The sequence below is a fragment of the Salmonella sp. A7 genome (genome assembly GCF_020181675.1).
GTDB classification, from domain to species: Bacteria; Pseudomonadota; Gammaproteobacteria; order Enterobacterales; family Enterobacteriaceae; genus Salmonella; species Salmonella enterica.
The window spans coordinates 454,086-467,693 of the sequence record NZ_CP084001.1 but is presented as its reverse complement, the minus strand read 5'-3'; the positions used below and the strand labels follow the sequence as shown (position 1 = coordinate 467,693).

Sequence of the window (13,608 nt, the reverse complement as noted above, 5' to 3'; positions counted from 1 at the left end):
ACCCATAAGGGACAAAAAATGGACGCTCGTTTTGTTCAGGCCCATAAAGAGGCGCGCTGGGCGCTGTGGCTGACCCTTTGCTATCTGGCGGCATGGTTAGTGGCTGCTTACTTACCTGGAGACTCGCCGGGAATTACCGGTCTGCCGCACTGGTTCGAGATGGCCTGCTTATTGACGCCGCTGGTCTTTATTTTGCTGTGCTGGGCGATGGTGAAATTCATTTATCGCGATATTCCGCTGGAGGATGACAATGCAGCTTGAGGTCATTCTACCACTGGTAGCCTATCTGATCGTGGTCTTCGGAGTCTCGATTTACGCTATGCGCAAGCGTACCGCCGGCACCTTTTTAAACGAATATTTTCTTGGCAGCCGTTCGATGGGCGGGATCGTGCTCGCGATGACGCTTACCGCCACCTATATTAGCGCCAGTTCCTTTATCGGCGGTCCCGGCGCGGCTTATAAATACGGTCTGGGCTGGGTCTTGCTGGCGATGATCCAGCTTCCCGCCGTCTGGCTTTCACTGGGTATTCTGGGTAAAAAATTCGCTATCCTGGCGCGTCGCTATAATGCCGTCACGCTTAACGATATGCTATTCGCTCGTTACCAAAGCCGCCTGCTGGTGTGGTTGGCAAGCCTGAGTTTATTGGTCGCGTTTATTGGCGCAATGACCGTACAATTTATCGGCGGCGCGCGACTGCTGGAAACCGCGGCGGGAATTCCCTACGAAACCGGCCTGCTAATATTTGGCGTCAGTATCGCACTCTATACGGCGTTTGGCGGCTTTCGCGCCAGCGTACTTAACGATACGCTACAGGGCCTGGTGATGCTGGTCGGCACGATAGTGCTGCTGGTGGGCGTGGTCCATGCGGCGGGCGGTCTAAGTCAGGCCGTTGACACGCTGCACGCTCTCGACCCCAAACTGGTAACGCCGCAGGGTGCCGATGACATACTTTCTCCCGCTTTTATGACCTCTTTTTGGGTACTGGTCTGTTTTGGCGTGATTGGCCTGCCGCATACGGCGGTGCGCTGCATCTCCTATAAAGACAGTAAAGCGGTACACCGGGGCATTATTATCGGTACGATTGTCGTGGCGATTTTAATGTTCGGGATGCACCTTGCCGGCGCGCTGGGTCGCGCGGTGCTTCCAGATCTGACGGTGCCGGATCTGGTGATCCCAACGCTAATGGTGAAAGTTTTGCCGCCGTTTGCCGCCGGGATCTTCCTCGCTGCGCCAATGGCGGCGATCATGTCAACAATTAACGCCCAACTGCTGCAAAGTTCCGCGACGATCATTAAAGATCTCTATCTCAATCTACGCCCCGATCAGATGCAAAATGAGATCCGGCTGAAGCGTATGTCGGCAGCGATTACTTTACTGCTAGGCGTGCTGTTGCTGCTGGCCGCATGGAAACCGCCAGAGATGATCATTTGGCTCAACCTGCTGGCGTTTGGCGGCCTGGAAGCGGTGTTCTTATGGCCGCTGGTATTGGGCCTTTACTGGGAGCGGGCAAACGCGGCAGGCGCGCTAAGCGCCATGATCGTGGGCGGCGTGCTATATGCCCTACTTGCCACATTTAATATTCAGTACCTGGGCTTTCATCCGATTGTGCCCGCGTTACTGTTAAGTTTATTGGCTTTTCTGATCGGAAACCGATTCGGCTCTTCCGCTTCGCAAGCCACCGTATTGTCTACTGATAAATAAAGAGTTTTGCCATGCCATGGATCCAATTGAAACTGAATACCACCGGCGCGAATGCTGAAGAGCTGAGTGATGCGCTGATGGAAGCGGGCGCCGTTTCCATTACCTTTCAGGATACGCACGATACGCCGGTTTTTGAGCCGTTGCCGGGCGAAACCCGTCTGTGGGGCGATACCGATGTGATCGGTCTGTTCGACGCCGAAACCGACATGAAAGACGTTGTCGCGATTCTGGAGCAACATCCGCTGCTGGGTGCCGGATTTGCCCATAAAATCGAACAACTGGAAGATAAAGACTGGGAACGCGAATGGATGGATAATTTCCATCCGATGCGTTTTGGCGAGCGTCTGTGGATTTGTCCCAGCTGGCGTGACATTCCGGACGAGAATGCCGTCAACGTGATGCTCGACCCGGGACTGGCGTTCGGTACGGGTACGCACCCCACCACTTCTTTATGTCTGCAATGGCTGGACGGGCTCGATCTCAACGGCAAAACCGTGATCGACTTTGGCTGCGGTTCAGGCATTCTGGCGATTGCCGCGCTGAAGCTGGGAGCGGCAAAGGCGATTGGTATTGATATCGATCCGCAAGCTATTCAGGCCAGTCGCGATAATGCCGAACGCAACGCCGTGTCTGACCGGCTGGAGCTGTACCTGCCGAAAGACCAGCCAGAAGCCATGAAAGCCGACGTGGTCGTCGCTAACATCCTGGCAGGCCCATTACGCGAACTGGCCCCGTTAATCAGCGTACTGCCCGTTGAGGGCGGTCTGCTGGGGCTTTCAGGTATTCTCGCCAGCCAGGCGGAAAGCGTCTGCGATGCTTACGCCGAGCTTTTTACTCTCGACCCGGTCGTCGAAAAAGAAGAGTGGTGCCGCATTACTGGCCATAAGAAATAATTCTTGTCAGCGTGGTCGCCCGGCCACGCTTTTCTCCACACAACTGCCTTAACGCCTTTCAGGCACCGAGACATCATTAAATTCATCAAATGAATGCCTGAAATGACTTCTTTGTCACTATCCGTCTGGATGATCAGCTGCTACCAGCGGACAAAAGGTACTGGCGTTTTAACGGGTCACAGCCATCCCCCTCGTGCTTAGTAATGCTGTCCGGGTTGTTCTGCAGCATCCGCTAACGCGCTCTTCAGCACAGCTGGAAAAATTTATGCGTGCCATTCATGAACACAAAAGCGCGTCTGTGCGCCCCCTTCCGACTGACAATGGAGAAAAATCACGCGCAGCGGGAAGTGATCTTGTCCTGAAACGAGACGGCGATCCCATTCATTTGGGGTAATTAGCTTATAAAAAAAGCAGATTATTCCGTTTATCTTGTTTCTGGACGAAGAAATAGAGAGAAGTTACGGGAATTTGTAAGCGCGTACAAAACCGCCGACAATAAATAACTCTTTGATTTTACTGAATTATAAATTTATTTTGCTGTTTTTAAGCACGATTCATTGATCTACAACAGTGGATTGTTCAAAGTTTGGCCTTTCATCTCGTGCAAAAAATGCGTAATATACGCCGCCTTGCAGTCACAGTATGGTCATTTCTTAACTCATGCGCATCGGACAATATCAGCTCAGAAATCGCCTGATCGCAGCGCCCATGGCTGGCATTACTGACAGACCTTTCCGGACGCTGTGCTATGAGATGGGAGCAGGATTGACAGTATCCGAGATGATGTCTTCTAACCCGCAAGTGTGGGAAAGCGATAAATCTCGTTTACGGATGGTGCACGTTGATGAGCCAGGAATTCGCACGGTGCAAATTGCCGGTAGCGACCCTGTTGAGATGGCCGATGCCGCACGTATTAACGTGGAAAGCGGCGCCCAGATTATTGATATCAATATGGGGTGCCCGGCGAAGAAAGTGAATCGTAAGCTGGCAGGTTCAGCCCTCTTGCAGTACCCGGATTTAGTGAAGTCTATACTCATCGGGGTCGTAAACGCGGTGGACGTTCCTGTGACTCTCAAGGTTCGCACCGGCTGGGCGCCGGAACACCGTAACTGCGTAGAGATTGCCCAACTGGCTGAAGATTGTGGTATTCAGGCTCTGACCATCCATGGCCGCACCCGCGCCTGTTTGTTCAACGGAGAAGCTGAATACGACAGTATTCGGGCAGTTAAGCAGAAAGTTTCCATTCCGATTATCGCGAATGGCGACATTACTAACCCGCATAAAGCCAGAGCTGTTCTCGACTATACAGGGGCGGATGCCCTGATGATAGGCCGCGCAGCTCAGGGAAGACCCTGGATCTTTCGGGAAATCCAGCATTATCTGGACACTGGGGAGCTGCTTCCGCCGCTGCCGCTGGCAGAGGTAAAGCGCTTGCTTTGCACGCATGTTCGGGAACTGCATGACTTTTACGGTCAGGCAAAAGGGTACCGAATCGCGCGTAAACACGTCTCCTGGTATCTCCAGGAGCACGCTCCAGACGACCAGTTTCGGCGCACATTCAACGCTATTGAGGACGCCAGCGAACAGCTGGAGGCGTTGGAGGCATACTTCGAAAATTTTGCGTAAACAGAAATAAAGAGCTGACAGAACTATGTTCGAACAACGCGTAAATTCTGACGTACTGACCGTTTCTACCGTTAACTCTCAGGATCAGGTAACCCAAAAACCCCTGCGTGACTCGGTTAAACAGGCACTGAAGAACTATTTTGCTCAACTGAATGGTCAGGACGTTAATGACCTGTATGAGCTGGTACTGGCTGAAGTAGAACAGCCCCTGTTGGACATGGTGATGCAATACACCCGTGGTAACCAGACCCGTGCTGCTCTGATGATGGGCATCAACCGTGGTACGCTGCGTAAAAAATTAAAAAAATACGGCATGAACTAATTTCGATTAGCTAACTGCTTGTTTAAAAAGGCGCTACTCGGCATGGGGAAGCGCCTTTTTTATACGCATCACATGGAATTTGGTCATGAAAGCGGAATGTGAACCTCAGTACTTTGGCGATGAATCGAAGAAGATTATTCACGGTGACGCGCTAACAGAACTTAAAAAACTGCCTTCTGAAAGCATTGACTTAATTTTTGCCGATCCGCCTTACAATATCGGAAAAGATTTCGACGGTATGGTCGAATCCTGGGACGAAGCGTCTTTTCTGGCCTGGCTGTATGAATGCATTGATGAGTGCCACCGCGTACTGAAGAAACACGGCACCATGTACATCATGAATAGCACAGAAAATATGCCGTATATCGATCTCAAATGCCGAACGCTTTTTACCATCAAAAGCCGTATCGTCTGGTCCTATGATAGTTCCGGGGTGCAGGCGAAAAAATACTTTGGTTCTATGTATGAACCGATCCTGATGATGGTAAAGAACCCGAAAAGCTATACCTTTAACCGTGACGCGATTCTGGTCGAGACCACCACGGGCGCTAAGCGCGCGCTAATCGATTATCGAAAAAACCCGCCCCAACCATACAATCAGAAAAAAGTGCCGGGCAACGTCTGGTCATTTCCTCGCGTACGTTATCTGATGGATGAATATGAAAACCATCCTACGCAAAAGCCCAGCGCGCTGTTAAAACGGATCATACTGGCCTCTTCTAACCCGAGCGATACTGTATTGGACCCTTTCGCGGGCAGTTTCACCACAGGCGCTGTCGCAGCGGCGTCAGGTCGTAAGTTTATCGGTATTGAACTCAATAATGAGTACGTAAAAATGGGGCTCAGAAGATTGAGCGTCACTTCGCATTATTCAGAAAATGAACTTGCAAAAGTCAAAAAGAGAAAAACACAAAACCTGTCCAAAAAGCAGCGAAATGTCGGGATAAACGCGCTATCTTCAGAGAAGTAAAAGCATTGTAAGTCCGCTTTTCAGCGTCAAAATTTCATGTATATTCCCAGCACGCATGGGCATGAATACACAGGATTTGACGATGATACGTAAGTATTGGTGGCTGGTTGTTTTTGCCGTCTCCGTTTTTCTTTTTGATGCGCTTTTGATGCAATGGATCGAATTGATGGCAACTGAACAGGATAAGTGCCGAAACATGGATTCGGTTAACCCTCTCAAATTGATCAATTGTACCGATCTGGAGTAGCGAACCGGGCGATTTAACCTATGATTATTTATCACCCGGATTTCTTTTATCCCTTATAAAAACAGGGAATTAAAACACGTTGAGGATAAAAGAAGGGGTGATACTGTCTCGTCCTGTTCTTTTCCTGCATAACCAATGAGCTAGTGATACATGCCGGTTAGTGAGTACAACCACATCCTTGTGGCGGTTTCATTTGCTGTCGCTATTTTTGCGTCCTATACCGCATTAAATATGGCCGGACGCGTAGCCGGAAGCGCCCGATCAAACGCCAGAATATGGCTAATAGGCGGCGGCTTCGCGCTGGGCGTCGGTATTTGGGCGATGCATTTTGTCGGGATGCTGGCGATGGATCACGCGATGAACATGCGCTTCGATCCGTTCCTCACCGGCCTCTCCATGCTGATCGCGATCGGCTCCTCCCTGTTTGCGCTATGGCTGGTCAGCGCTGAAAAACTGCGCCTGCGCCGTTTACTGCCGGGCGCGCTGGTGATGGGACTGGGCATCAGCGCAATGCATTATACCGGGATGGCGGCGCTGCAATTTGCTTCCATTATCGTCTGGAATAGCGCATGGGTTGCCCTCTCTATCATTATCGCGCTACTGGCGTCCTGCGGCGCGCTGTGGCTCACGTTCCGCCTGCGTCATGAGGGAACAGATGTCGCCCTGAGGCGAGCAGGCGCTGCGGTATTAATGGGGATAGCTATCGCCGGCATGCATTACGCCGGCATGAAGGCCGCACACTTTCCCCAAAACTGGCCGATGGAGCATCGTGGCGTCGATAGCAACTGGCTGGCTGTTCTTGTCAGCGTAGTCGCGCTGACTATCCTGGGCATTACTCTTCTGGTTTCTTTATTTGACGCCCGGCTTCAGGCCCGCACCGCACTACTTGCCTCTTCGCTGGCGCAGGCGAACCAGGAACTAGCGCAGTTGGCGCTGCATGATACGCTCACCCGTTTACCAAACCGGGTACTCCTTGAAGATCGTCTGGAACAGGCCATCAGCAAAGCGAATCGGGAAAGCACGTCTTTCGCGCTACTGTTTATGGATCTGGATGGCTTTAAAGCCGTTAATGACGCTTATGGTCATGATATCGGCGATAAGCTACTGGTAGCGGTCACGCATCGTCTGAACCAACCGCTGAGCGGGCAGTTTACCCTGGCGCGGATTGGCGGCGACGAATTTGTGCTGCTTGCAGAAGTCAGCGCGCCTGACGAAGCGGCTTCCCTTGCCAGCGCGCTGGTACATTCGATAGATGCGCCCTTTACGATAGATCCGTATGAACTGGTCGTCACCCTTAGCGTGGGAATAGCGCTCTATCCGCTGGACGGAAAAAACGAACGGGAACTGATGTTCAACGCCGATGCCGCAATGTACCACACGAAACATACGGGGCGTAACGGATACCATTTCTTTCAGCCATCAATGAATATGTTGGCGCAAACCCAGCTTCAGCTAATGAATGACCTGTGGCTGGCGCTGGAAAGACAAGAGCTCAGGCTGGTGTACCAGCCTAAATTTCAGGCTCCTGCCGGCCCCATTGTAGGATTTGAGGCCCTGTTGCGCTGGTATCATCCAAAACAAGGCGTACTGAATCCTGACCAGTTTTTACCGCTGGCGGAAAAAACGGGTCTTATCGTCACTATCGGTAGCTGGGTGATAGACGAGGCGTGTCGACAGCTACGCGAGTGGCACTTACAGGGATACGCCTTATGGTCAGTGGCGATAAATCTTTCCGCCTTACAATTTGAGCAGCCCGGCCTTGTGGACACCATTACGCGGAGCCTGGCCCGACACAGTATCCGTCCCGATTTATTGATTCTGGAAATCACCGAAACCACGGCGATGAACAAGCCAGAGCAAAGCGTCGCTATACTCACCAGATTAACGGAAATGGGGGTTAAGGCCTCTATTGACGACTTTGGCACCGGTTATTCCAGCCTTCTCTATCTGAAACGTCTTCCGGCGTGCGAACTAAAAATTGATCGCGCTTTCGTACATGAACTCAGCGAGGCAAGCGACGGCGCGACCATTGTTGCGGCTATTGTCGCGCTGGCGAAAGCGTTAAATCTGCAAATTGTGGCAGAAGGGGTAGAAAATGAAACGCAGCAACAATTTTTGACCCAGTTAGGATGCCATACACTTCAGGGGTTCCTGCTTGGCAAGCCGCGTACGGCAGAGGAAATTGCTCGCGATATTCGGAACCCTGCCAATATATTCACAAGGTCAATATATAATATCAACTCAAAATAATCTCAGGCTTCTTCCGCCTGTTGTTCATTTGGCATTAATTGCCTCACACTGCCATCCGGGCTTAGCATTTTTAATACATTATCGACTAATGCAGGCGCCTGCTTATAAAGATCATAACTTGTGGGATTCATTAACCAGTTCTTTACTATTCCGCTAAAACTACCATGCAGAATAATTAATATGACATCCAGATCAAGACTGCCTGAGATCAGCTTTTTATCCATACATCGCTGTAATACTTCAAGCAGCGACTGATGATGGAAACCCATCTTCTCCCGAATGGCCTGTTCCGATATCATACCATTATGGAATTCACATTTATGATATAAAATCTGCATTAATGCCTGCTGACGAGGCACTGCCGCAATATATTGTAAGGCTGCAATAAATTTCTCTCGTAGATCCTGTAAAGGATTATCATTCCAGCATCCCGTAAGCCTATCCTGAATAAGTTCACGTAAAGGTGGTTGCTGTAACCAAACCTCATTAAACAACTGCGTTTTATTCTCAAAGTGCCAGTAGATGGCGCCCCGCGTGACATCAGCGGCATCAGCGATATCATTCAGCGTCGTGTTGGCAACGCCGCGCAAAGCGAACTGCGCAATAGCGGTTTCAATCAAGTGTTGCCGCGTTTTAAGCGCATCCGCCTTCGTTTTCTTCGCCATAATTAAGATATCCTGGACCATAAAAACGATAAATACGCTGATAAAATACTCAGCACAAAAAACAACTTTATCATGTCCTTTTTAGTCAGACGAGAGACAGCTATTTTTATTTCGCACAATATCGCCAAATCAATAATAAAAACAAATAAATTAATAAAACATATTCATATAAAATATATATTTCTATTTATGTTATTCAACATCATGATTTTACTAATCGGGACATTATGAAACGACAGGGAATAGTTCTTTTTTTTTGCTTTTATGTGCCGTGAACCCCATCCCAAAATAAGTATTGCTTACATCACAAGCTAATAATTTGTAGGATACCCCACTGCTATTCTATTTTTCGCGCGTTAACGCCTTACCGTTATCCGGTGAATAACGAGCTTTCGGTTTTTTAAGGAACAGTAATGACGAAACATGCCAGGTTTTCACTCCTGCCCTCATTCATCATATTCTCTGCTGCGCTGCTGGCCGGTTGTAATGACCAGGGAGATACCCAGGCTCATGCCGGCGAGCCGCAAGTCACCGTCCATGTGGTCGAAACAGCGCCGCTAGCCGTAACGACCGAACTTCCCGGACGTACGTCCGCATTTCGCATTGCGGAAGTTCGCCCCCAGGTGAGCGGGATCGTGCTTAAAAGAAACTTCACCGAAGGTAGCGATGTAGAGGCCGGGCAGTCGCTTTATCAGATCGATCCTGCCACCTATCAGGCCGATTATGACAGCGCTAAAGGCGAACTTGCTAAAAGCGAAGCGGCTGCGGCTATCGCGCACCTGACGGTCAAACGCTATGTTCCACTGGTCGGCACAAAATATATCAGCCAACAGGAATATGATCAGGCGATTGCCGACGCCCGCCAGGCCGATGCCGCCGTTGTGGCGACAAAAGCCGCTGTTGAAAGCGCGCGTATTAACCTTGCGTATACCAAAGTCACCTCGCCCATCAGCGGGCGTATAGGAAAATCTAATGTGACTGAAGGCGCGCTGGTGACTAATGGCCAGTCAACTGAACTGGCTACCGTGCAACAACTCGACCCGATTTATGTCGACGTGACGCAATCAAGCAACGACTTTATGCGACTCAAGCAATCCGTCGAACAAGGTAACCTGCATAAAGACAGCGCCAGTAGCACGGTTCAACTGGTAATGGAAAATGGTCAGGTCTACCCGATTAAAGGCACGCTGCAATTTTCCGACGTTACCGTAGATGAAAGCACCGGCTCTATCACGCTCAGGGCAGTTTTCCCTAACCCGCAACACAGTCTGCTTCCCGGTATGTTTGTGCGCGCCCGCATTGATGAAGGCGTCCAGCCCAATGCCATCCTTGTCCCCCAGCAGGGCGTAACCCGCACGCCGCGCGGCGACGCAATGGTGATGGTGGTTAACGATAAAAGCCAGGTTGAAGCCCGCAATGTCGTGGCGGCTCAGGCTATTGGCGATAAATGGCTCATCAGCGAAGGGTTAAAACCGGGCGATAAGGTCATCGTCAGCGGCTTACAAAAAGCGCGACCGGGCGTCCAGGTGAAAGCCACTACCGATGCTCCTGCAGCGAAAACGGCGCAATAAGGTAACCGTACATGGCAAACTTTTTTATTAGACGTCCTATTTTCGCCTGGGTTCTGGCCATTATCCTGATGATGGCTGGCGCACTGGCAATAATGCAACTTCCCGTTGCGCAGTATCCAACCATTGCGCCGCCAGCGGTTTCTATTTCTGCAACCTATCCTGGCGCGGATGCGCAGACGGTACAGGATACGGTTACTCAGGTTATCGAACAAAATATGAACGGTATCGATAACCTGATGTATATGTCCTCTACCAGCGACTCTGCTGGTAGCGTGACCATCACCCTGACCTTCCAGTCCGGAACCGATCCGGATATCGCGCAGGTTCAGGTGCAAAATAAATTGCAGCTCGCCACGCCTTTACTGCCGCAAGAAGTCCAGCAGCAGGGGATTAGCGTTGAAAAGTCCAGCAGCAGCTTTTTGATGGTCGCCGGGTTCGTCTCGGATAATCCGAACACTACCCAGGACGACATCTCTGACTATGTCGCCTCTAACATTAAGGATTCTATCAGCCGTCTGAATGGTGTGGGCGACGTTCAGCTATTTGGCGCACAGTACGCCATGCGTATCTGGCTGGATGCGAATCTGCTAAATAAATACCAGCTCACGCCAGTTGATGTCATCAACCAGTTAAAAGTACAGAACGACCAGATTGCGGCAGGCCAACTGGGCGGCACGCCAGCATTACCGGGCCAGCAGCTTAACGCCTCAATCATCGCCCAAACGCGTCTGAAAGATCCGCAAGAGTTCGGCAAAGTTACGTTGCGTGTCAATACCGACGGTTCTGTCGTCCATCTCAAAGATGTCGCGCGTATTGAGCTTGGCGGTGAAAACTATAACGTTGTAGCGCGCATTAACGGTAAACCAGCCTCCGGTCTCGGTATTAAACTGGCGACCGGCGCTAACGCGCTGGATACCGCAACCGCAATCAAAGCGAAACTGGCGGAACTGCAGCCTTTCTTCCCTCAGGGAATGAAGGTGGTTTATCCTTATGACACAACGCCCTTCGTAAAAATATCTATCCACGAAGTGGTAAAAACGCTGTTTGAAGCGATTATTCTGGTGTTCCTGGTAATGTATCTGTTCTTACAGAATATCCGGGCAACTCTGATTCCTACCATTGCTGTTCCTGTCGTGTTGCTAGGCACTTTTGCGGTACTCGCCGCCTTTGGCTACTCCATCAATACCCTGACGATGTTTGGTATGGTACTGGCGATAGGGCTATTGGTTGACGATGCGATAGTGGTCGTAGAAAACGTTGAACGTGTAATGATGGAGGATAACCTTTCTCCCCGAGAGGCGACGGAAAAATCCATGTCGCAGATTCAGGGAGCGCTGGTAGGTATCGCGATGGTACTGTCTGCGGTATTTATCCCGATGGCCTTTTTTGGCGGCTCGACCGGGGCAATTTATCGCCAGTTCTCTATTACTATTGTTTCAGCAATGGCGCTATCCGTTCTGGTTGCGTTGATTCTGACGCCAGCGCTGTGCGCTACGCTGCTTAAACCTGTATCTGCTGAACATCACGAGAAAAAAAGCGGCTTCTTTGGCTGGTTCAATACCAGGTTTGATCACAGCGTTAACCACTATACTAACAGCGTAAGCGGTATCGTGCGTAATACGGGTCGCTATCTCATTATCTATCTACTTATTGTAGTCGGAATGGCGGTTCTGTTTTTACGCCTCCCAACCTCCTTCCTGCCGGAAGAAGATCAGGGGGTATTCCTGACTATGATTCAGCTCCCCTCTGGCGCTACGCAAGAACGTACGCAGAAAGTGCTGGATCAAGTCACTCATTACTACCTGAATAATGAAAAAGCGAACGTCGAAAGCGTGTTTACCGTAAACGGCTTTAGCTTTAGCGGTCAGGGACAAAACTCAGGGATGGCATTTGTCAGCCTTAAACCCTGGGAAGAGCGTAACGGTGAAGAAAATAGCGTCGAAGCCGTTATCGCCAGAGCGACACGTGCCTTTAGCCAGATTCGCGACGGGTTGGTGTTCCCCTTCAACATGCCGGCAATTGTCGAGTTAGGTACCGCGACAGGTTTCGACTTTGAACTGATTGATCAGGGAGGACTCGGTCACGATGCGTTAACAAAAGCGCGTAATCAACTGCTGGGTATGGTCGCGAAGCATCCTGATCTATTAGTGCGCGTACGCCCGAATGGGCTGGAAGACACGCCACAGTTCAAGCTGGATGTCGATCAAGAAAAAGCGCAGGCGCTCGGTGTTTCGCTGTCTGATATCAACGAAACCATCTCCGCGGCGTTGGGCGGCTATTACGTTAACGACTTTATCGATCGCGGACGAGTGAAAAAAGTATACGTTCAGGCTGACGCTCAGTTCCGTATGCTGCCGGGAGATATCAACAATCTTTATGTTCGCAGCGCCAATGGCGAGATGGTGCCCTTCTCTACCTTTAGCTCAGCACGGTGGATTTATGGTTCGCCACGCCTGGAACGCTATAACGGAATGCCGTCAATGGAACTGCTCGGTGAAGCAGCGCCCGGACGAAGTACCGGTGAAGCCATGTCGTTAATGGAAAATCTGGCTTCACAGCTGCCAAACGGTATTGGCTATGACTGGACAGGTATGTCGTATCAGGAACGGTTGTCAGGTAACCAGGCGCCGGCGCTGTACGCAATCTCACTCATTGTCGTTTTCCTCTGCCTTGCCGCTCTGTATGAAAGCTGGTCAATTCCGTTCTCGGTAATGCTGGTCGTACCGCTCGGCGTGGTTGGCGCTCTGCTTGCAGCGTCATTGCGCGGTCTGAACAATGACGTTTACTTCCAGGTTGGCTTGTTAACCACTATTGGCCTTTCTGCTAAAAACGCCATCCTGATTGTTGAGTTCGCCAAAGATCTTATGGAGAAAGAAGGACGTGGATTGATTGAAGCGACGCTGGAAGCATCCCGTATGCGTTTACGTCCTATTCTAATGACCTCGCTGGCCTTTATTCTCGGGGTAATGCCGTTAGTTATCAGTCGTGGCGCAGGTAGTGGGGCACAGAACGCAGTAGGCACAGGGGTTATGGGGGGAATGTTAACCGCAACCTTATTAGCTATCTTCTTCGTGCCAGTATTCTTCGTTGTTGTAAAACGCCGATTTAATCGCCATCATGATTAACCGGTAAACAGAGGCGTCTTCGGACGCCTTTTTAAACGGTACGTCTTTATCTCCGCTATTCCCCCCTCTCCGCTTACTTTTTCATTCTCCATAGTTTTTACAATTCACATGAATTGAGATGATTCCTCATGTCGGCCATTTTTTCTGTGGTGGTAAAATAACTCCCGTTTTCGCAGCGGTTAGAGCCAGCATTTACGTTGCTGTACTTCGCGAAACGCTGATTAATGAGGTAACACC

General features: G+C 50.5%; 11 protein-coding genes. 10 read left to right on the top strand and 1 reads right to left on the bottom strand.

All coding sequences use genetic code 11. From position 1 onward, the window contains the following. Positions 1-18: 18 nt before the first annotated feature. From LCS67_RS02220 to LCS67_RS02185, 8 genes are all read left to right on the top strand, one after another. Positions 19-261 carry a YhdT family protein gene (locus LCS67_RS02220; protein ID WP_000340017.1) on the top strand — a complete coding sequence of 81 codons (243 nt, stop codon included), beginning with the start codon at positions 19-21 and terminating at the stop codon, positions 259-261. After that, a complete protein-coding gene (gene panF, locus LCS67_RS02215; protein ID WP_001175685.1) occupies positions 251-1,702 on the top strand; it encodes a sodium/pantothenate symporter in 1,452 nt (483 codons plus the stop codon). Before LCS67_RS02220 ends, panF begins: the two co-directional genes overlap by 11 nt. 11 nt (positions 1,703-1,713) lie before the next feature. Next, positions 1,714-2,595, top strand: coding sequence for a 50S ribosomal protein L11 methyltransferase (gene prmA, locus LCS67_RS02210; protein WP_001145843.1), 882 nt, complete (start codon positions 1,714-1,716; stop codon positions 2,593-2,595). A gap of 660 nt (positions 2,596-3,255) precedes the next feature. Then, positions 3,256-4,221, top strand: coding sequence for a tRNA dihydrouridine synthase DusB (gene dusB / locus LCS67_RS02205; protein WP_031571386.1), 966 nt, complete (start codon positions 3,256-3,258; stop codon positions 4,219-4,221). A gap of 25 nt (positions 4,222-4,246) precedes the next feature. Then, positions 4,247-4,543 (top strand): DNA-binding transcriptional regulator Fis, encoded by a 297-nt coding sequence (gene fis, locus LCS67_RS02200; protein ID WP_000462905.1) that lies wholly within the window; start codon positions 4,247-4,249, stop codon positions 4,541-4,543. Between the two features lie 85 nt (positions 4,544-4,628). Further along, the gene (gene yhdJ / locus LCS67_RS02195) at positions 4,629-5,513 is read left to right on the top strand and encodes an adenine-specific DNA-methyltransferase (protein WP_000642611.1); all 885 of its coding nucleotides are present in this window, start codon (positions 4,629-4,631) and stop codon (positions 5,511-5,513) included. 82 nt (positions 5,514-5,595) lie between these two features. Continuing rightward, positions 5,596-5,760 carry a DUF2556 family protein gene (locus LCS67_RS02190; RefSeq protein ID WP_000620015.1) on the top strand — a complete coding sequence of 55 codons (165 nt, stop codon included), beginning with the start codon at positions 5,596-5,598 and terminating at the stop codon, positions 5,758-5,760. 150 nt (positions 5,761-5,910) lie between these two features. Continuing rightward, positions 5,911-8,010, top strand: coding sequence for a putative bifunctional diguanylate cyclase/phosphodiesterase (locus LCS67_RS02185; RefSeq protein ID WP_031571397.1), 2,100 nt, complete (start codon positions 5,911-5,913; stop codon positions 8,008-8,010). Positions 8,011-8,012: 2 nt separating this feature from the next. Here the strand turns inward: LCS67_RS02185 and envR are convergent, their stop codons facing one another. Beyond that, positions 8,013-8,675, bottom strand: a complete 663-nt coding sequence (envR, locus tag LCS67_RS02180; protein WP_001085725.1) for an acrEF/envCD operon transcriptional regulator — start codon at positions 8,673-8,675, stop codon at positions 8,013-8,015. A 413-nt stretch (positions 8,676-9,088) separates the two neighbouring features. On the opposite strand from envR, the gene LCS67_RS02175 reads away from it, so the two are divergent. Together LCS67_RS02175 and LCS67_RS02170 are read left to right on the top strand one after the other, a co-directional pair. Continuing rightward, complete coding sequence (locus tag LCS67_RS02175; protein ID WP_001529294.1) at positions 9,089-10,246, top strand: efflux RND transporter periplasmic adaptor subunit; 1,158 nt, start codon at positions 9,089-9,091, stop codon at positions 10,244-10,246. An 11-nt stretch (positions 10,247-10,257) separates the two neighbouring features. Then, positions 10,258-13,371, top strand: a complete 3,114-nt coding sequence (locus tag LCS67_RS02170) for an efflux RND transporter permease subunit (RefSeq protein WP_001273290.1) — start codon at positions 10,258-10,260, stop codon at positions 13,369-13,371. The last annotated feature ends 237 nt before the right edge of the window (positions 13,372-13,608 follow it).